At 70.5% G+C, this 17,924-nt stretch carries 17 protein-coding genes; 12 read left to right on the forward strand and 5 right to left on the reverse strand.

Translation table 11 applies throughout. The features are described 5' to 3' along the window. From AC06FD_RS04605 to AC06FD_RS04625, 5 genes are read left to right on the forward strand one after another with little or no spacing between them, the layout of a single operon-like run. Window positions 1–366 (forward strand): STAS domain-containing protein, encoded by a 366-nt coding sequence (locus tag AC06FD_RS04605; protein ID WP_259203052.1) that lies wholly within the window; start codon window positions 1–3, stop codon window positions 364–366. Further along, the gene (locus AC06FD_RS04610) at window positions 363–764 is read left to right on the forward strand and encodes an anti-sigma regulatory factor (protein WP_259203051.1); all 402 of its coding nucleotides are present in this window, start codon (window positions 363–365) and stop codon (window positions 762–764) included. The genes AC06FD_RS04605 and AC06FD_RS04610 overlap by 4 nt, the downstream gene beginning before the upstream one ends. Then, complete coding sequence (locus tag AC06FD_RS04615; RefSeq protein WP_478077095.1) at window positions 755–1,771, forward strand: ATP-binding protein; 1,017 nt, start codon at window positions 755–757, stop codon at window positions 1,769–1,771. The genes AC06FD_RS04610 and AC06FD_RS04615 overlap by 10 nt, the downstream gene beginning before the upstream one ends. Continuing rightward, window positions 1,768–2,628: a sensor histidine kinase gene (locus AC06FD_RS04620; protein WP_478077096.1), complete on the forward strand. Its 861-nt coding sequence runs from the start codon at window positions 1,768–1,770 to the stop codon at window positions 2,626–2,628. Before AC06FD_RS04615 ends, AC06FD_RS04620 begins: the two co-directional genes overlap by 4 nt. Next, window positions 2,615–4,549, forward strand: coding sequence for a response regulator (locus AC06FD_RS04625; RefSeq protein ID WP_478077097.1), 1,935 nt, complete (start codon window positions 2,615–2,617; stop codon window positions 4,547–4,549). The genes AC06FD_RS04620 and AC06FD_RS04625 overlap by 14 nt, the downstream gene beginning before the upstream one ends. Window positions 4,550–4,585: 36 nt before the next feature. On the opposite strand, the gene AC06FD_RS04630 is transcribed toward AC06FD_RS04625, so the two are convergent. Next, window positions 4,586–5,536: a cation diffusion facilitator family transporter gene (locus AC06FD_RS04630; protein ID WP_259203047.1), complete on the reverse strand. Its 951-nt coding sequence runs from the start codon at window positions 5,534–5,536 to the stop codon at window positions 4,586–4,588. A gap of 185 nt (window positions 5,537–5,721) precedes the next feature. On the opposite strand from AC06FD_RS04630, the gene AC06FD_RS04635 reads away from it, so the two are divergent. From AC06FD_RS04635 to AC06FD_RS04650, 4 genes are all read left to right on the forward strand, one after another. Next, the gene (locus AC06FD_RS04635; RefSeq protein WP_310439316.1) at window positions 5,722–6,345 is read left to right on the forward strand and encodes a sigma-70 family RNA polymerase sigma factor; all 624 of its coding nucleotides are present in this window, start codon (window positions 5,722–5,724) and stop codon (window positions 6,343–6,345) included. Next, window positions 6,342–7,034, forward strand: coding sequence for a ChrR family anti-sigma-E factor (locus AC06FD_RS04640; RefSeq protein ID WP_259203043.1), 693 nt, complete (start codon window positions 6,342–6,344; stop codon window positions 7,032–7,034). The genes AC06FD_RS04635 and AC06FD_RS04640 overlap by 4 nt, the downstream gene beginning before the upstream one ends. A 27-nt stretch (window positions 7,035–7,061) precedes the next feature. Beyond that, entirely contained in the window at window positions 7,062–7,745 is a 684-nt protein-coding gene (locus tag AC06FD_RS04645) for an NAD(P)H-binding protein (protein WP_478077098.1), read from the forward strand. Window positions 7,746–7,840: 95 nt separating this feature from the next. Further along, window positions 7,841–7,999, forward strand: a complete 159-nt coding sequence (locus AC06FD_RS04650; protein WP_394163504.1) for a hypothetical protein — start codon at window positions 7,841–7,843, stop codon at window positions 7,997–7,999. A gap of 53 nt (window positions 8,000–8,052) precedes the next feature. On the opposite strand, the gene AC06FD_RS04655 is transcribed toward AC06FD_RS04650, so the two are convergent. Together AC06FD_RS04655 and AC06FD_RS04660 are read right to left on the reverse strand one after the other, a co-directional pair. After that, a complete protein-coding gene (locus tag AC06FD_RS04655) occupies window positions 8,053–8,463 on the reverse strand; it encodes a response regulator transcription factor (protein ID WP_259203040.1) in 411 nt (136 codons plus the stop codon). 91 nt (window positions 8,464–8,554) lie between these two features. Next, on the reverse strand, window positions 8,555–9,298 hold the full coding sequence (locus tag AC06FD_RS04660) for an SOS response-associated peptidase (RefSeq protein ID WP_478077099.1): 744 nt from the start codon (window positions 9,296–9,298) through the stop codon (window positions 8,555–8,557). Between the two features lie 100 nt (window positions 9,299–9,398). On the opposite strand from AC06FD_RS04660, the gene xth reads away from it, so the two are divergent. After that, complete coding sequence (gene xth / locus AC06FD_RS04665) at window positions 9,399–10,193, forward strand: exodeoxyribonuclease III (RefSeq protein WP_478077100.1); 795 nt, start codon at window positions 9,399–9,401, stop codon at window positions 10,191–10,193. Window positions 10,194–10,227: 34 nt separating this feature from the next. After that, a complete protein-coding gene (locus tag AC06FD_RS04670; protein WP_478077101.1) occupies window positions 10,228–15,003 on the forward strand; it encodes an ATP-dependent helicase in 4,776 nt (1,591 codons plus the stop codon). 77 nt (window positions 15,004–15,080) lie between these two features. Here AC06FD_RS04670 and AC06FD_RS04675 read toward each other — a convergent pair whose 3' ends face one another. Then, entirely contained in the window at window positions 15,081–15,998 is a 918-nt protein-coding gene (locus AC06FD_RS04675; protein WP_478077102.1) for a hypothetical protein, read from the reverse strand. Between the two features lie 181 nt (window positions 15,999–16,179). Here AC06FD_RS04675 and AC06FD_RS04680 point away from each other — a divergent pair, with 181 nt between their 5' ends. After that, complete coding sequence (locus AC06FD_RS04680; RefSeq protein ID WP_478077103.1) at window positions 16,180–16,767, forward strand: DUF4124 domain-containing protein; 588 nt, start codon at window positions 16,180–16,182, stop codon at window positions 16,765–16,767. Between the two features lie 36 nt (window positions 16,768–16,803). On the opposite strand, the gene AC06FD_RS04685 is transcribed toward AC06FD_RS04680, so the two are convergent. Continuing rightward, entirely contained in the window at window positions 16,804–17,919 is a 1,116-nt protein-coding gene (locus tag AC06FD_RS04685) for an alpha/beta hydrolase family protein (RefSeq protein WP_478077104.1), read from the reverse strand. Between the last annotated feature and the right edge of the window lie 5 nt (window positions 17,920–17,924).

Consider the following 17,924-nt stretch of genomic DNA (forward strand, 5'->3'; position numbering starts at 1 on the left):
ATGGAACGGATCCCGATCCTGCAGATGGGCGATCTGCTGCTGGTGACCATCCAGGTGGACATGCATGACCAGCTTGCGCTGACCCTGCAGGACGACCTCAGCGAAAAGATCCGTCGCACCTCCGCCCGGGGCGTGTTGATCGACATCTCCGCGCTGGACATCGTGGACTCCTTCATCGGCCGCATGATCTCCACCATTTCCTCCATCGCCCGGATCATGGATGCCACCACCGTCGTGGTGGGCATGCAGCCGGCGGTGGCCATCACCCTGGTGGAGCTGGGCCTCACCTTGAGCGGCGTGCGCACTGCACTCAATGTCGAGCGCGGCATGCAGTTGTTGCAGCGTTCCGATGACCTGACGCCATGACCGCGGCCAGTGGGACCCTGCCGATCCGGATCGAGCAGGACGTGGTCCTGGCGCGCCAGACCGCGCGCCAGGTGGCCGTGGCCTGCAATCTGCGCCTGATCGACCAGACCAAGCTGGTCACCGCCGCCAGCGAGCTGGCACGCAACGCGGTGATCTACGGCGGCGGCGGCACGATGGAGTGGGAAATCCTCGAAAGCGGCCTGCGCAAGGGCGTGCGCCTGGTTTTTGCCGACCAGGGCCCGGGCATCCCGGATCTGGCACAGGCGCTTACCGATGGCTGGTCGTCCGGGTCGGGCATGGGGCTGGGGTTGTCCGGCTCGCGCCGGCTGGTGGATGAGTTCGACCTGGACAGCGCACCGGGCGCAGGTACGCGCATCACGATCACCAAATGGACCTGACCTTTGCCGGGCACCTGACGCGGGTCGTGGTGATCGAAGAGACCTCGCAGGTGGGGCAGGCACGGCGCGAGGCGCTGGCGCTTGCCGGGCAGGTCGGCTTCGACGAGACCGATGCCGCGCGCGTGGCGCTGGTGGCGACCGAGTTGGCCACCAACCTGGTCAAGCACGCGCATGGCGGGCGCATGTACCTGTCCGTTGCCGCGGGTCGCGCCGGCCCGGGCGTGGAACTGTGCACGCTCGATGACGGCCCCGGCTTCTCGCTGGCGCAGTGCCTGCCCGATGGCTATTCCACCGGCGGCACCCAGGGCAATGGCCTCGGTGCGATCCGCCGTCAGGCCACCTTGTTCGATGCCTGGTCCGACGCGAAGGGCGCGGTGATCGTGGCGCGGGTGTATCCCGCGCGCCCCGGTGGCGCCTGCGACCTGCCCTACGGTGCGTTGCGTCTGCCGATGCGGCATGAGCTGGCGTGTGGGGATGCCTGGCACCTGCGCGTCCAGGGCAGCGCGGTAGCCGTGACGATGATCGATGGCCTCGGCCACGGGCTGCCCGCCGCGGATGCCGCGCAGGCCGGCGTGGCCGCGGCCGGCCAGGCCAGTGGCTTCGACGCGCCGACCCTGGTCGGCGCGCTGCATGCCGGCATGTCCGGCACCCGTGGCGGTGCGGCGGCCGTGGCCAGCCTGGACATGCACACCGGCAGCATCCAGTTCGCCGGGATCGGCAATATCGCCGCCTCGCTCTGTGAGCCCACCAGCTCGCGCGGCATGGCCTCCCACCCGGGCATCGTCGGCGTGCAGTACCGCAAAGCCCAGCCCTTCCAGTTTCACGCGCCGGCAGGCACGCTACTGGTCATGCACAGCGATGGATTGCAGGCGCGATGGAGCCTGCGTGACTACCCCGGCCTGTTCCACCGCCACCCGAGCCTGATCGTGGCGGTTTTGCAACGCGATTTCGACCGTGGCCGCGATGACGTCGGCATCGTCGCCCTGCGCCTTGGAGACCTGCATTGAGCACCCCCCCGGATGACCACGAGGTGCAGCGCCTGCGCCAGCAGGCCGATGCGCTGCGCGCCGAACTGGAGGAAACCAACCAGGGCGTGCTGGCCTTGTATGCCGAGCTGGACCAGCAGGCCGAACAACTGCGCGAGGTCTCGGAGCTCAAGAGTCGTTTCCTGTCCTACATGAGCCATGAGTTCCGCACGCCGCTCGGTTCGATCCTGAGCATGACGCGACTGCTCGAAGACGGCATGGACGGCCCGCTGACCGATGAGCAGCGGCGTCAGGTGCGTTTCATCAGCACCTCCACCAGCGAGCTGCGCGAGATGGTGGACGACTTGCTGGACCTGGCCAAGATCGAGGCCGGGCGCATCACCATCTCGCCGGCCTGGTTCGACCTCATGGACCTGTTCTCGGCACTGCGCGGCATGTTCCGCCCGTTGGCCGAGGGCAACCACGTGGACCTGCTGTTCGACGACCCGCCGGCGCTGCCGATGCTCTACACCGACGACAAGAAGCTGGCGCAGATCCTGCGCAACTTCATCTCCAATGCGTTGAAGTTCACCCCGAACGGGCAGGTGGTCGTCTCGGCCTGCCTGGAAGGCGAGGAGTCGGTGCGCTTCAGCGTGCGCGATACCGGCATCGGCATCCCGGCCGAACTGCAATCCACCCTGTTCGAGGACTTCGTGCAGGTCGATACGCCGCTGCAGAAACGGTTGCGCGGCACCGGGCTGGGCCTGTCGCTGTGCAAGCGCTTCGCCGAGCTGCTCGGCGGGCACGTGGGGGTGGACAGCGTGGTGGGTGAGGGCTCGGTGTTCTACGTGGTGTTGCCGCTCAAGCTGGCGGCGGAGGCTTCGCATGCCGACGCCTGATCGCATCCTGGTCGTGGATGACAACGTGGCCACCCGCTACGCGGTGCGCCGGGTGCTGGAACACCACGGATTCCGCGTGGAGGAAGCCGGGACCGGCGGCGACGGGCTGGCGCGCCTGGCCGAGCAGGATTTCGGTGCGCTCGTGCTGGATGTGAACCTGCCCGACATGAGCGGTTTCGATGTGGTGCGCCAGTTGCGCGAGGATGCGCGGATGCGGCTGCTGCCGGTCGTGCATGTCTCGGCGGCGTCCATCGCCACCGGCGACCTGATCACTGGCCTGAACGCCGGCGCCGACGCCTACCTCATCCATCCGGTGGACCCGGATGTGCTGCTGGCCACCTTGCGCAGCCTGTTGCGCGCCCGGCGTTCGGAGGAGGCGCTGCGCGAGGCCGAGGCACGCTTCGGCGAGATCTTCCGCCAGATCAATGCGCCGATCGCCGTCCTCGATGCCAGCCTGCAGTCGCAGGACGCCAACGCGGCCTTCGTGCGCCTGCTCGGCGTCGACGCGAGCCGGCCGGGCGCGCTGGAGGCCCTGCTGGCCGACCAGGCAGCGCCGTTGAGTGCACTCAAGGTGGCGCTGGCCGAAGGCGAGCGGTGGCAGGGCACGTTCGCCCTGCGTGCCGATGCGGCGACGCGCATCACCGAGTGGCGGGTAACGCCGTACCGCGCCTCCGGGCAGGGCGTGGTGCTGATTGAGGACATCACCGAACACCATGCGCGCGAGTCCGAGCAGCGTCAGGAACTGGCCAGCGCGGCCTCGGAGCTCGCCTTCCAGATCGCCGAGCGGCAACGCACCGAGATCGAGCTGCTGCAGGCCCAGAAAATGGACTCGCTCGGCCAGCTCACCGGCGGCATCGCGCACGACTTCAACAACCTGCTGACCACGATCATCTCCGGTTTGGACATGATCGAGATCGCCGCCACCAGCGGGAAATGGGACAAGGCCTCGCGTTACGTCGAGATCGCCACCGGCTCCGCCCACCGCGCCGCGGCGCTGACCCAGCGCATGCTGGCGTTTGCCCGCAAGCAGCCGCTGGACCCGCAGACCTTCGACGTGGTCGCGCGGATCCGCTCGCTGGAGGACATGCTGCTGCGCTCGATCGGCGAGAACATCGAGCTGGAGCTGGAGCTCGGCCCGCAGCCGATGGTGGCGGTGGCAGACCCCAACCAGTTCGAGAACGTCATCCTCAACCTGGTCATCAATGCGCGCGATGCCCTGGACGGGCAGGGGCTGATCCGGATCCGTGCCGGCCGCACCCACATCGAGCGCGACCACGAGCTGGCGCCCGGGTACTACATCAGCGTGAAAGTGCTCGACAACGGTCGCGGCATCCCGTTGGAGCTGCTCACCAAGGTCTTCGAGCCGTTCTTCACCACCAAGCCACAAGGCGAGGGCACGGGACTGGGCCTGTCGATGACGTACGGCTTCGCCCGTCAGTCCGGGGGCAGTGCCCGCATCGCCAGCGAGGCCGGCGAGGGCACCGAGATCGAACTGCTGCTGCCGGAAGGGGAGCTGGCCGCGACCACGCAGACGGCGGCCCCCACCCAGGTGCCGCGTGGCAGCGCCGAACGCATCCTGCTGGTGGACGATACCGACTCGGTCCGCGTGATGGTGCGCGAGATGCTGGTGGAGGCCGGCTACCAGGTAGTGGAGGCGATCAACGCGCAACAGGCCCTGCTGGAGCTGCATTCAACGCGCGAGGTGGACCTGCTGCTGTCCGATGTCGGGCTGCCGGGGATGAACGGCAGGGAGTTGGCCGATGCCGCCCGTGCGCTTCGCCCGCACCTGCCGGTGCTGTTCGTGACCGGGTATACCGAGAGCGCGGTAGTGCGCCACGAGTTCCTCGGTCCCGGCATGTCGCTGTTGCCCAAGCCCTTCAGCGTGAACGAACTGCTACGCAGCGTGCGCGAGATGTTCTGACCCCACGGGGGACAGCCGGCGCGCGTGCGCTGGCTGTCACTCCGCCTCGCCAAGTCGCGCGCGCCGCGCATGGAACACCTCCGGCGTCTGCGGCTTGATGAACAACGCGACCAGCTCCGGGTACTCGGCCTTGACCGCCTTCTCGATCCGGGTGATGCAGGCCTCGATCTGCGGGGTGGTGCGCGCGTCTTCGAACTCGGCACTGAGCATGGCAACCACCTGGTCCGGCCCCATCTGCATGGTGGTCACGCCGTTGGCGTTGCGCAGGTCCGGGTCGGTGTTGGCCACGGCCAGGATGCGCTTGGCCACGCTCGGGTGCGCCGGCTCCCCGACCAGCAGCCCCTTGGTCTCACGGGCCAGCAGGAAGGCGGTGACCGCCAGCACCGCGGCAATGCACAGCGAGGCCACGCCATCCAGCACCGGCATGTCCAGCAGCTGCGCGGCGACCAGCCCCAGCAGTGCGAAGCCCAGGCCGAGCAGCGCCGCGCTGTCTTCCAGCAGCACGGTGAAGGTGGTCGGGTCCTTGCTGCGCCGGAAGGCTTCGAAGTAGCCCATCGCGCCCTTGGTGGCGCGGAATTCGCGCAGCGCGATCCACCACGACGCCCCCTCGAACACGATCGAGATGCCCAGCACCGAATAGCTGATCAGGTGGTTGGTGGCCGGCTCGGGGTGGCGGATGTGCTGGATGCCTTCATAGGCCGACACGCCGGCACCGGCGGCGAACACCAGCAGGGCCACGATGAAGCTCCAGAAGTACAGCTCGCGCCCATAGCCGAACGGATGCACGGTGTCCGGCTTCTTCTCGGCGCGGCGCAGGCCATACAGCAACAGCAGCTCATTGATGGTATCCACCAGCGAGTGGACGCCTTCGCTGAGCATCGCCGAACTGCCCGACAGGCCGGCGGCGACGAACTTGGCGATGGCGATGCACAGGTTGCCGGCAAGGGCGGCATAGATGACAAGACGGGAGCCGGAGGGCTTGGCCATTGGGGGTGGGGGGCGGGTGGGGGAGGCCCCCATGATCGGCAAGTGGCCGTCCCGGCGGCGTGCAGGGGGGCGTCGACAGCGCCGGTGGGCCGCGCCTGGCCCCGGCGCCGACATCTGGCTGCATCCAATCGGCCCTGTGGCGCGTACACCTGATGACCTCCTACACACGGCGTCATCCCCTGCAGATGTACCGTCACCCCGACCCGCCTCCCTTTTCCTTCCACGCCGCCCGCATCGTGTCCGTCTCCGCGCAGCCCACAACGACCCCTCCCGACTGGACGCAGGACATGGATGGCGTGGCGCGCCTGCGTGACCGTGACTGCTTCATCCGGATCTACGACCACTTCATGCCGCGCCTGTGCATCTACCTGCGCGGCCGGGGTGCCACCGATGGCACCGCCGAGGAACTGGCGCAGGAGAGCCTGTTGCGGCTGTGGCTGAACGCGGCCGACTTCGATGCCTCGCGCAGTGCGCTGGGTACCTGGCTGTACCGCATCGCCCGCAACCTGCACATCGACCGGTTCCGCAGCGAGCGCGGCTGGTTGCAGGCGCAGGAGGCGGTGGAGGCCGCCGCGGTGGATGATCCGCCCGAGCGCACCTCGGCCGAGCAGTTCGTGGACCACGCGCGGCTGCGCCAGCGGATCAACGAACTGCCGGCGATCCAGGCACGGCTGGTGCGGATGTCGCATTTCGAAGCCAAGAGCCACAGCGAGATCGCGCAGGCGCTGAGCCTGCCGCTGGGTACGGTCAAGTCGCACCTGCGCCGTGCGTTCCTGCAGTTGCAATCCACCGTGCGGAGCGCCCCGTGAACCCTCGCCACCACCTGCACGAATCGACGTTGATGAGCTACGCCGCCGGTGCGTTGCCGCCGGCACTGGGCGTGGTTGCCAGCGCGCACCTGGAGGGCTGCGCGCATTGCCGGCAGCTGCTGCGCGATGCCGAGGCGATCGGCGCGGCGCTGCTGGACCAGACCCAGCCCGAGCCCGCCAGTGCGCGCCAGGCGGCCATGCGCGAGGCGATGCTGGCGCAGCTTGAGGCCGAGGAAGCGCGGGATACGCCGGTGCGTCCGCTGCGCCCGCTGGCGACGCCGGTGGCCGGCGACACGGCCGCGTCGTCGCATCCGGACCCGCTGCCGGTGTCCCTGCATCCGTACTTCGGGCCCTCGCTGCGCACGCTGCGCTGGCGCTGGATCGCGCCGGGCGTGCACTGCATCCGCGCGGCCAGCATGCCCTCGCTGATCATGCTGCGCATCGCGCCGGGCAAGTGCCTGCCGATGCACAGCCACGGCCAGAGCGAGCTCACCCAGATCCTGCGCGGCGCCTACAATGATGCGCTCGGCACCTTTGCCCCGGGCGACATGGCCGACCTGGACGAAGACGTCGAGCACCAGCCGGTCACCGCGCCAGGCGTGCCATGCATCTGCGTCTCGGCGCTGGATGCGCCGCTGCGCTTCAGCGGCTGGCTGGCGCGAAGCATGCAGCGTTTCGTGAAACTCTAGCGTTCTGGCCTGTCGAGGAATCGCATCATGAGCACTCCCTCCCGCCTGCAGGTCCTGATCACCGGTGCCAGCGGCCTGGTCGGGCAGGGCGTGTTGCGCGCCTGCCTGGCCTCACCGCATGTGCAGGGCGTGACCGCACTGGTCCGCAACGCCGGCGGGCTGCCCGACGGCGTGCGCGCGATCGTCCTGCCGGATTTCACCCGCGCCGATGCGTTGGGCGAGCAGCTCGCCGGTTTCCAGGCGTGCTTCTACTGCGCGGGGGCGCCGCCGATCGGCACGCCGGAAGCGGAGTATCGCGCGGTCACGCTGACGGCCACCCTGGCCGTGGCCCGGGCGTGGGCGTCGGCCAACCCCACCGGGCGATTCCTCTACGTCTCCGGCGCGCACGCCGATCCGGACAGCCGGTTCATGCCGCTGCGGATCAAGGGGGAAACCGAGGCCGCGCTGACGGCGCTGCCGATCCTCACTGTGATGCTGCGCCCGGGCGGCGTGCGTCCAGTCGCCGGGACCGGCACGCGGCACCCCCTGCTCAAGCCGCTGTACCTGTTCGGCGGGCCGGTGATGGCGCTGGCCGCGCGGGCTGCGCCTGCGCTGGTGACCAGCAATGCGGCGGTCGGACGGGCCATGATCGAACTGGCCCGCATGCCGTCGCCACCGGCGGTGGTCGAGTGCGCCCGGATCAACCAGTTGGCGGCCGACGCCGGCGGTTGACGGGGGTTCATCCCCGCGACGAGGGAAACACGGCCTCGTCACCGCGCGGGGCACACCGTGGATCGCGCGATGATTCCATCGCGTTGGAGCACGCAATGTCGGACATGAAGCGCACGCCCACCCAGGATCAGAAGGCCAACGCCAGCACCCACAGTGCAGGCCAGAAGCAACAGCAGCAGGACGCTGGACGCAAGAACGCGCCAGGCAAGGATGCCAAGGCCAAGGATGCCGGCTCACACAAGCAGCACAAGTGAGCGCATCGGTCATGTACATGGAAGGGCCGCACGCTGCGGCCCTTTTTTTACGCCTAGTCGGCGGCCTTGCCGAACGGCGGCCCGCTGCGCCCGCGGCGCACGGCATCGTCGACGCGGGTCACCAGCTCGTCGATGTTGAACGGCTTGCCGACGAACGGCGTGCCCTGATGTTGCTTGGGCACCATCTGGAAATAGACCGCCGAGGCGAACAGGAAAGGCGTGCCGAGTGCGGCCAGCCGGTCGGCCACGGGGAACACCGGGCCATCGCGCAACTCGATATCCAGCACGGCGGCATCGAAGTGCTGGTAGGACAACGTGCTCAGCGCATCGGTAACGGAGTCGGCGGCGACCACGTCGTAGCCGGCCTCGGTGAGCACTTCGACGAACAGTTTGGACAGCTGGATCTCATCTTCCACTACCAGGATGAGGCTGCGTGCGGGGGGAGAATTCGGACGGCCGTTCATGAGGTTTGAAAGGTTCGGGCAGATGATCCTGTTCCTTTTCGTGTCAACGCGACGCCAACTGCGCTTTCGCTTTCGTTGACATCGGCACGCGTCACTGGGTGCCGTCGTCTTCTTCCAGGGCATCGTCATCCCAGGCGCTGGCCGCGTCCGCGGGCGCATCGGCGTCGGGATCCACCGGCTCCAGCAACGTGTAGTCGTCGCGGTCCGGATCACGGAACGCGCGGCTTACCGGATACGCCTCCAGCGCTGGCGTGCGCGCCTGTGCGCGCAGGTCGGCGGGAGCCTGCAGTGCGCCGGCCAGCCATGCCATGGCGACGCTGCCGTCGATGAACACCGGCCCGTCGGGCGTGAGCGGGGCGGGTATGCCGGTGTTCGGGGCGGTCAGCACGGTGAAGCTGTCGATCTGGTCGCCGTCCGGATGCTCCCAGTGCTCCCAGAGCCCGGCGGCCAGCAGCGCCAACCCGTCCGTGCGCTGCACGAACAGGGGCCACGGCGGCTTGCGTTGCCTGTCCCACTTGTAATAACCGGTCATCGCGATCACGCACGGCCGCTGCTGCCAGGCCTGGGCGAAGATGCGGCTCCTGGCGGCGCGATCCAGCCGTGCGGTGACCGTGGTGTAGGGCGTGGTCGGCTCTTTCGACCAGCGCGGCACCAGGCCCCAGCGCATGTCGGCGGGCACGATGCTGCCATCGCCGTCGCGCGCGATCACGGTGGCCACGCCGTTCTTGCCGATGTTGTAGCGGTCCGGTGCATCGGCCAGCGCGTTGGCCAGCGATACGGGCAGGCCGCCGGGCAGGGAGGCGGCATCGGCAATGGCTTGGGCGAAGCGGCGCATGCGGGCAGGGTACGGCCGTCGTTGTGAGCCGCCAGTCAGTGTGACGCGCCGACGACGCCCGCCAGCGTCTAATCAGGTCCTGGCCGCCTGGAGCCCGGGGATGCCGCGCAGGAAAACACTGAAACTTGCCACCTACAACGTCAACGGCATCGGCAACCGGTTGCCGCAGCTGCTGGCCTGGCTGGCCAAAGAAACCCCGGACGTGGTCGCGCTGCAGGAGCTCAAAGCGGTGGACCAGGCGTTCCCGGTGGCCGAACTGGAGGCGGCTGGCTACGGCGCGCTCTGGCTGGGCGAGCGCCGCTGGAACGGGGTGGCGTTGCTGGGCAGGGGGGTCACCCCGGTGCAGAGCCGGCGGCGCCTGCCGGGCGAGCCGGCCGACACGCAGAGCCGCTACATCGAGGCCGCCATCCACGGCATCGTGGTGGCCGGCATCTACCTGCCCAACGGCAATCCGCAGCCCGGGCCGAAGTTCGACTACAAGCTGCGCTGGATGCAGCGCCTGCACGCGCACGCCAAGACGCTGGTGGACCTGCCGCACCCGGTGGCGATCCTGGGCGACTTCAACGTCATCCCCACCGACGAGGACGTGTACGACCCCCGCGCCTGGCGCAAGGATGCGTTGCTCCAGCCGGAAACGCGCGCGGCCTTCGAGCGGCTGCTGGCGCAGGGCTGGACTGACGCACTGCGCCACTGCCATCCGGACGAACGCATCTATACGTTCTGGGATTACTTCCGCCAGCATGCCGAGCGTGACCGCGGGCTGCGCATCGATCATCTGCTGCTCAACGCGCCCTTGGCCGCCGGTCTGCAGGAGGCCGGGGTAGACCGCTGGGTGCGGCTGCAGGACAAGGCCAGCGACCACGCCCCCACGTGGGCGGTGGTGGTGGCGCCTTGAAACCGCACCCGCGCAGGTAGGTAGAGTAGGCATCATGTCCGACCCGGTTCCTCCCGCCATCGCGGCCTTGGACGCGTTCGCGCCCGCCACCCGCGCCTGGTTCGCCGCCGCCTTCGATGCTCCCACGCCGGTGCAGGCGCATGCATGGGCGGCCATCGGCGCCGGTGCGCATACGCTGGTGATCGCCCCGACCGGATCGGGCAAGACGCTGGCCGCCTTCCTGCATGCCATCGACCAACTATTCCGCGAGCGCGAACGGCAGCCGCCCGCTGCCGCTGCGCCCATCGGCACGCGGGTGCTGTACATCTCACCGATCAAGGCACTCGGTGCCGACGTGCATCGCAACCTGCAGGTTCCCCTGCAGGGCGTCAACGCCGCACGCGAGCGACGCGGCGACCCGGCGCTGAACCTCTCGGTCGGTATCCGGAGCGGGGATACCCCGGCTGCCGAACGCGCCCGGCTGGTGCGGCGGCCGCCGGACATCCTGATCACCACGCCGGAATCGCTGTTCCTGATGCTCACCTCGCAGGCACGCGAGACGCTGCGCGGCGTACACAGCGTGATCGTCGATGAAATCCACGCGGTGGCCGGCACCAAGCGCGGCAGCCACCTGGCGCTGAGCCTGGAGCGCCTGGACGCCTTGCTGGCGCAACCGGCGCAGCGGATCGGGCTGTCGGCCACGGTGCGGCCGGTGGAACAGGTGGCCGCCTTCCTCGGTGGCGATCGCCCCGTCACCGTGGTCAATCCGCCCTCGGCGCGCCAGTTGGACGTGCGGATCGTGGTGCCCGTGGAGGACATGGCCGACATTCCCGCGCGCGCCGGCGACGAACCCGGCCGGGTAGGCTCCATCTGGCCCCACGTGGAAAGCAGCATCCTGGACCAGGTCCTGCAGCGGCGCTCCACCATCGTGTTCGCCAACTCGCGTGGCGTGGCCGAGAAACTCACCGCGCGCCTCAACGAGGTGTACGCAGAGCGCCTGGCACGCGATCCTGCGTTGCACGCCGCGCCGGCATCGGCGGCGGAGAGTGCCGACCCCGCATCGCACTACGGATCCTTCAACGGCGGCACCAGCGGGCGCACCGCCGGCGCACCGGCGCTGATCGCGCGTTCGCACCATGGCTCGGTCTCCAAGGAGCAACGCCGCGACATCGAGCAGGCCTTGAAGTCGGGCGAACTGCGCTGCGTGGTGGCCACCTCCAGCCTGGAACTGGGCATCGACATGGGCCTGGTCGACCTGGTCATCCAGGTCGCCGCGCCGCCCTCGGTGGCCAGCGCGCTGCAGCGGGTGGGACGCGCCAGCCACCAGGTCGGCGGCATTTCCACCGGCCTGGTCTACCCACGCACGCGGCGCGACCTGATCGACGCGACGGTCGCCATCGAAGGCATGCTGGCCGGCCGCATCGAGGCGGTGGACCCGCCCCGCAATCCGCTGGACGTGCTGGCCCAGCAGACCGTCGCCGCGGCGGCGATGGACACGCTGGACGTGGACGCCTGGTATGCCCGCGTGCGCCGTGCCGCGCCGTACCGCACGCTGCCGCGCAGCGCGTTCGATGCCACCCTGGACATGCTCGCCGGGCGCTATCCCTCCGATGACGTCGCCGGCTTCCGCCCGCGCCTGGTCTGGAACCGGCACACCGGTGAACTGAGCGCGCGCCCTGGCGCCAAGCAGTTGGCGGTCACCAGCGGCGGCACCATCCCCGACCGCGGCATGTTCAGCGTGATGCTGCCCGAAGGCGAAGAGCGCGCCGGCTCGCGCCGCGTCGGCGAACTTGACGAGGAAATGGTGCACGAGTCGCGGGTCAATGATGTGATCACCCTCGGCGCGACCTCCTGGCGCATCGAGCAGATCACCCATGACCAGGTGGTGGTCACCCCGGCGCCCGGGCGCTCGGCGCGGCTGCCGTTCTGGCGCGGCGAAGGCGTGGGCCGGCCGGCGGAACTGGGCGCGGCGGTAGGCGCGTTCCTTGCCGCCCTGGACGCAGCCGCCGATGGAGGCGAGGGCGCCATTCCGCCGGCGCTGGACGCGCGGCTGCAGGCCAGTGGCCTGGCCGGCAATGCCATCCGCAACATGCTGGGGCTGGTCGAGGAACAACGGCAGTCCACCGGCACGCTGCCCACCGACCGCCGGCTGGTGGTGGAGCGGTGCCGCGACGAAGCCGGCGACTGGCGGGTGATGCTGCATTCGCCCTATGGCCGCCGCGTCCACGATCCCTGGGCATTGGCGCTGGCCGGCCGCATCCGCGAGCGCTGGGGCGTGGACCCGACGGTGGTGGCCAGCGACGACGGCATCCTGCTGCGCGTCCCCGATGCCACCGGCCGCCTGCCGGGTGCGGCGCTGTTCCTGTTCGAGCCGGAACGGCTGCGCGACGAGGTGACCCGGGCGGTCGGCGGCTCGGCCCTGTTCGCCGCGCGTTTCCGCGAGTGTGCGGCGCGCGCGCTGCTGCTGCCGCGGCGTAGTCCGGGCCGACGCTCGCCACTGTGGCAACAGCGCCTGCGCGCCGGCGAACTACTGGCCATCGCGCAACGCTATCCGGATTTCCCGATCCTCCTCGAGGCCGCGCGCGAGTGCCTGCAGGACGTCTACGACCTCGACGCCCTGGCCGCGCTGATGCAGCGGCTGGCCGAAGGCGGCATCGAGATCGTCGAGGTCACCACCGAGGTGCCGTCGCCGTTCGCGGCGAACCTGCTGTTCGGCTACGTCGCCGAGTTCATGTATGGCACCGACGTGCCGCTCGCCGAACGCCGTGCGTCGGTGCTGTCGCTCGACAGCGGCCTGTTGGCGGACCTGCTGGGGCAGGTCGACCTGGGCGAACTGCTGGACCCCGCCGTGGTGGAGCAGGTCGGCAATCTCCTGCAACAGCGTGCGCCGGAACGCCGCGCCAAAGGCAAGGAAGGCGTGGCAGACCTGCTGCGCGTGCTCGGGCCGCTGTCGGTCACGGCGGTGGCCGAGCGCCTCGCCGACGCCACGCCCGATGCCCTCCAACACCTGCAGGCGCTCGAGCGCGAGCACCGGGCGATCCAGGTGCCCGTGGCCGGCAGCATGCGCTGGGCGGCGGTCGAAGACGCCGCGCGCCTGCGCGATGCGCTGGGCGTGGTGCTCCCGGCCGAGGTGCCAGCCGTGTTCCGGCAGCCCTCCGCCGATCCATTGGGTGAGCTGCTCGCGCGTTATGCGCGCACCCACCGCCCGTTCACCAGCGCCGAGGCGGCCGCTGCATTCGGGCTCGGCGTGGCGGTGGCCGACGCGGCGCTGGAGCGGCTTGCCACGCAGGGCAGCGTCCTCAAGGGCAGTTTCGGCGTCGTCCGTCGCCAGCAGGATGCGGCCACGTCGCCTGCCGGGCTGTCACCGTTGGCCACCCATGAGTGGGTCGGCGAGGACGTCCTGCGCCGGCTGCGCATGCGCTCGCTGCAGGCGGCCCGCGACGCTACCCGGCCAGTGCCGCCCGAGGCGTATGCGTTGCTGCTGTTGGAGCGGCACGGGCTGGTGGCGGATGCAACGCCGCCCGCACGCCGTGCCACCGCGTCCACCACGGGTGCGCTGGACGGCATCGACGGCGTGACCCGTGTGGTTGAGCTGCTGGCCGGCGTGCCGGCGCCTGTCTCTGTATGGGAAAGCCAGATCCTGCCGGCGCGCGTGCACGACTACGTGCCGGCGCTGCTCGACGCGTTGCTTGCCACCGGCGCCGTGGTCTGGTCTGGCCATGGCCGGCTGGGCGAGGACGATGGGCTGGTCTCCCTGCACCTGCAGGAGTTCGCGTTCGAGTCCTTGCCACCGCTGCCGCTGTCGGCGGAACACTCGCCGCTGCAAGAGGCGATCCTGCAGGTGCTGGCCGATGGCGGGGCCTACTTCGCCTGGCAGCTTGCCGCCGCGGTGCAGGCGCGCTGGACTGGCGCCGCCGGGGGGCAGGCGGGCGCGGAGGTCAGCCCCGATGCGCTGCACACCGCGCTGTGGGACCTCGCCTGGCGCGGCTACCTCACCACCGACATCTGGAATCCGCTGCGTGAGCTGGCCGGACTGCGGCCGCCGCGTCCGCGGGCACTGAGGACCTCGCGACGAAGCAGCCGGGTGCGCGGCATCCCGATGCACGATCCCGCGCTTGCGCCCCACGACGACGCGCCGCGCGTGGTCGCGTTCACCGCCGCCACGCTGGCCGGGCGCTGGTCGTTGCTGCATCGGCAGGCCACCAGCGACACGCTGCGCGCGGTGGCCCTGGCCGACGCGCTGTTGGACCGCCACGCCATCGTCACCCGCGGCGCGGCCGTCGCCGAAGGCATCGCAGGCGGCTTCCCCGCCTTGCAGCAGGTGTATCGCGGCATGGAGGATGCCGGCCGCGTGCTGCGCGGCCGGTTCGTGGCGACGCTCGGCGGCGCGCAGTTCGCCGAGCGGACCACGGTGGACCGGCTGCGCGGGATCGCCGAGGCGTCAGGCGCCGGCCGCTCCAGCGTCGCCGTCGCGCTGTCCGTGGTCGATCCGGCCAATCCGTTCGGCAGCGTGTTGCCCTGGCCACCGCATACCGCCTCCCTGCGGCCGCTGCGGCGCGCCGGCGCGCTGGTGGTCATCGTCGGTGGTCGCCTGCAGATGTACCTGGCGCAGGGCGGCCGGCACCTCCTGACGTGGCTCGACGCCGACGCCGACGCCACCCTGCTCGACGCGGCGGCCCAGGCGCTGGCCGCGGCGCTCGGGCGCACGCGGCGCGCCCGTTTCACCCTGGAGCTGATCGACGACGCGCCGGTCGCACGCAGCGCACTGACCGATGCGCTGCGCGCGGCGGGCTTCCGCAGCGATCCCAAGGGCCTGCGCTGGGACGGGTGATCGCGCGGCGTTGGCCTGGGCGTTGCCGGTGCCGCGGGCCGAGGCAGCGGCGCGCGTCCACACACCGCCCTGCCTGCTCAGGCCACCACGGCCAGCTGGCCCGGCGAACCCGGTCGCAGCGCCAGCTTGTGGGTCACGTTGGTGATGCTGCGTCGGGGGTCGGTGGGGTGCGGCCGGGTGGACGTGTGGCTGTTGCCCTGCCGCCACAGTCCGAACATCACGATCTCCGCGCCCACCGGGAAGCGCTGCAGCCACGCGGCATCGTCGTGACCCACGCTGACCTCGTAGAACTCCCGGCGATCCATCACCCCGGTCTTCTGGTATTTCGGTGCGCAGTTCAGAAAGGTGGCGCCAGCGCCCGTGCCCGGAGGCGGCGAGCGGTGTGACCGCACCGTGCCGAGCAGGGCCATGGGCACCTCGTTGCTGGCCGCATCCAGCCGTGCCCAGGCCTCGTCGTAGCGCGCCGGGTCATGGAAGAACGCGTCCCAGGCCAGCTTCTTCTTGCCCAGCCGCAGCACCACGCGGTCGGCCAGCAGTGCGTCGTTGCCACACATCGCGCGCAGCACCAACAGCGTGGACAGGAGGCGCATCTGCTGCTCCGGCAGCGCGCCGCCGCCCCGTTTCAGGCCCTGGTGCAGCGCGAGCAGGCGCAGTTCGTGGCGGCCATCCTCCAGCCGCTGCACGAACGCCGGGTCGCTGGCCGCAGCGGCATCGAGCACTTCGGCCAGGTGCCCGGCCACGTTGTAACGGCACCCCGTCACGTGCGCCGCGCCCTTGTCCAGGGCGAAGTAACCGGGCATCGGGGCCGGGTACGCCGGATCCGTCTTCGGGCGCGGCCGCGCCGGCACGAAGATCAGCGGTGCGGCGCAGCCGGCGCTGTCGCAGAACAGCGCCGGCAGGGTCTGGGCGGCGTCGTGGCGCTGCTGCAGGCCGTCGACGCCGTGCACGGTGCCGTGCGAGCCGATCGCCCTGCGCATCTTGATGTCACCGCTCATCTCTAACCACTGCAGTACCGGGCGCCACATGGCAGCCCCATCGGTGCCCATCGCCGCGTGGGCGGCTGCGGGCCGATGGGCGCGCCCCAGGCTCCGCTCGCACCGTCGCCCCCGGGACACTGGCATCCCCGGCATTGCTCGGGCAAGAATGGGCCATCACGGGACGTAACGGAGTACCTCCATGTACGCACGACGAATCGGGCTGGCGATGGCCTTGGGGTGCCTGGCGGCCGGCACGACTGGCCAGGTCCACGCCCAGGTGTACCGGTGCACCGGCAGCAACGGCGAGACTGTCTATGCACAGAACCCCTGCGGCGCCGGCGCGAAAGAGGTCAACGTGCGCTCCAACCGCGGCGCGACGCGCTCGTCCGCCGAGGTCGCCACGCGTACGGCGGTGTTCCGCTCCACCGACCTGTCCGATGCGTCCATCGCCGAACGCAATTGCGTGGCCTCGGCGCGGGCGAGCATCTTCGGCCCGGTGGACAGCCGCATCGCCGGCTACCAGCGGCAGGTGGGCGAGCTCAACCAGCAACTGGCCGCGCCGCGCGACAACCTGGCCAATGCCACCTATGAGTCCGGGGTGCGTACCCAGCTGGCCAGCCTGCAGCAGTCGATCAGCATGGAGCGCCAGACCGCCGAAAGCAGCCTCACCCAGGCCCGCGAACGGTGCGCCGACCAGCGCCGGGACCGCGAGGCGGCCATCGAGCGCAAGTATGCGGCCGATGCCGCGCAGCCCGAGGCCGGTGCGCCCGCCGCCGTCACGCGCTGAGGTATTGCCCGGCCAGCGCCGCGCGGGACCTTGCCGTCAGGGCTGCGTCAGCGTCGACTGCACCAGGATCGCGCCCAGCACCTCGTCGTCGGAGAAGCCGCAATGGCCTTCGCCGGCACGGGCCAGCACGGTCGGCAACGGATCGGCGCCCGCCTTGGCCGCCAGGGCGGGATAGACCGGTTCGAAGCGCGGGTTGATGGTCGGATCGTCGCGGTTGTACTGGATCACCAGCGGCCGCGACAGCGCGCCGGTCAGCCCCAGTTCGCGCCGCAGCGTCGCCTGCGCGGCGGGGTCGGCATCCAGCCGGCGCACCTCGGCATTGAATGCCGCGTCATCGCCGAATCCTGCATACACCGTGTCGCGGTTGCCGACCGGCATGCCGCCGCTGCGCTTGACCAGGTCGTGCAGCACCAGGGCATGCAGGCTGATCGTGCCCGGCAACTGCTCGGCGGTGACCTGCAGCCGCGTGGCCAGCCGTGCCGCCACCGTTGGCTGGGCCTGCAGCGCGCCGGCGATGGCCGGGTACAGGTCGGCCTGCGGGATCGAGGCAGCGGCCGGCGAGGCCAGCCCCGCCGCGGGCAGCCCGCGTGCGCGCGGGAAGAAATGATCGAAGGCGAGCAGGGTGGTCAGCGTCTCGCTGGCCAGCACCTCGCCGGGGAGGTTGGCCCCGCACAGCGAGGCGCCGCCCGCGTAGTGCTGCGGATAACGCTCCAGCGTGGCGATGGCCACCGCGCCGCCCATCGAGAAGCCCAGCACCCAGGTCCGGCGCGTGGTCGGCTGGGTGGCGATGAAATGCGCGCGCAGGCGTTCGGTGTCGGTGATCGCATCGGCCACGGCCCAGCCTTGGCTGGCATAGCCGCTCTGGGCCACCGCGAAACCCGCCTTGAGCAGGGCGGCGGTCGACGGGTTGGCCGGCCAATCGGCAGGGCGTGGCGTGCCTGCCGGCTCGAAGCCATGCGCGAGCATCACCACCTCGCCGTTCCAGTGCGCCGGCAGATCGATGCGCCACGGCGCACCCTGCAGCACGCCGCTTTCCGTGCGCGCCGTAGCGGCCGCGTTGCTTGCCGCCGGCGCATTGTGGGCGGCGGCGGTGGCCGCCAGTGCGCCCAGGCCCAGGCAACATGCGAAGGTGAGGGCGGCGTGGCGGCGCATGGCGG

The organism is Stenotrophomonas sp. Steno-Z1 (assembly GCF_056393175.1).

What these genes read in the sequence shown, in the direction of transcription:
- AC06FD_RS04605 (WP_259203052.1), top strand. Translation starts at nt 1, where the DNA reads ATGGAACGGATCCCGATCCTGCAGATGGGCGATCTGCTGCTGGTGACC.
- AC06FD_RS04610 (WP_259203051.1), top strand. Translation starts at nt 363, where the DNA reads ATGACCGCGGCCAGTGGGACCCTGCCGATCCGGATCGAGCAGGACGTG.
- AC06FD_RS04615 (WP_478077095.1), top strand. Translation starts at nt 755, where the DNA reads ATGGACCTGACCTTTGCCGGGCACCTGACGCGGGTCGTGGTGATCGAA.
- AC06FD_RS04625 (WP_478077097.1), top strand. Translation starts at nt 2,615, where the DNA reads ATGCCGACGCCTGATCGCATCCTGGTCGTGGATGACAACGTGGCCACC.
- AC06FD_RS04630 (WP_259203047.1), bottom strand. Translation starts at nt 5,536, where the DNA reads ATGGCCAAGCCCTCCGGCTCCCGTCTTGTCATCTATGCCGCCCTTGCC.
- AC06FD_RS04635 (WP_310439316.1), top strand. Translation starts at nt 5,722, where the DNA reads ATGTACCGTCACCCCGACCCGCCTCCCTTTTCCTTCCACGCCGCCCGC.
- AC06FD_RS04645 (WP_478077098.1), top strand. Translation starts at nt 7,062, where the DNA reads ATGAGCACTCCCTCCCGCCTGCAGGTCCTGATCACCGGTGCCAGCGGC.
- AC06FD_RS04650 (WP_394163504.1), top strand. Translation starts at nt 7,841, where the DNA reads ATGTCGGACATGAAGCGCACGCCCACCCAGGATCAGAAGGCCAACGCC.
- AC06FD_RS04655 (WP_259203040.1), bottom strand. Translation starts at nt 8,463, where the DNA reads ATGAACGGCCGTCCGAATTCTCCCCCCGCACGCAGCCTCATCCTGGTA.
- AC06FD_RS04660 (WP_478077099.1), bottom strand. Translation starts at nt 9,298, where the DNA reads ATGCGCCGCTTCGCCCAAGCCATTGCCGATGCCGCCTCCCTGCCCGGC.
- xth (WP_478077100.1), top strand. Translation starts at nt 9,399, where the DNA reads ATGCCGCGCAGGAAAACACTGAAACTTGCCACCTACAACGTCAACGGC.
- AC06FD_RS04670 (WP_478077101.1), top strand. Translation starts at nt 10,228, where the DNA reads ATGTCCGACCCGGTTCCTCCCGCCATCGCGGCCTTGGACGCGTTCGCG.
- AC06FD_RS04675 (WP_478077102.1), bottom strand. Translation starts at nt 15,998, where the DNA reads ATGAGCGGTGACATCAAGATGCGCAGGGCGATCGGCTCGCACGGCACC.
- AC06FD_RS04680 (WP_478077103.1), top strand. Translation starts at nt 16,180, where the DNA reads ATGTACGCACGACGAATCGGGCTGGCGATGGCCTTGGGGTGCCTGGCG.
- AC06FD_RS04685 (WP_478077104.1), bottom strand. Translation starts at nt 17,919, where the DNA reads ATGCGCCGCCACGCCGCCCTCACCTTCGCATGTTGCCTGGGCCTGGGC.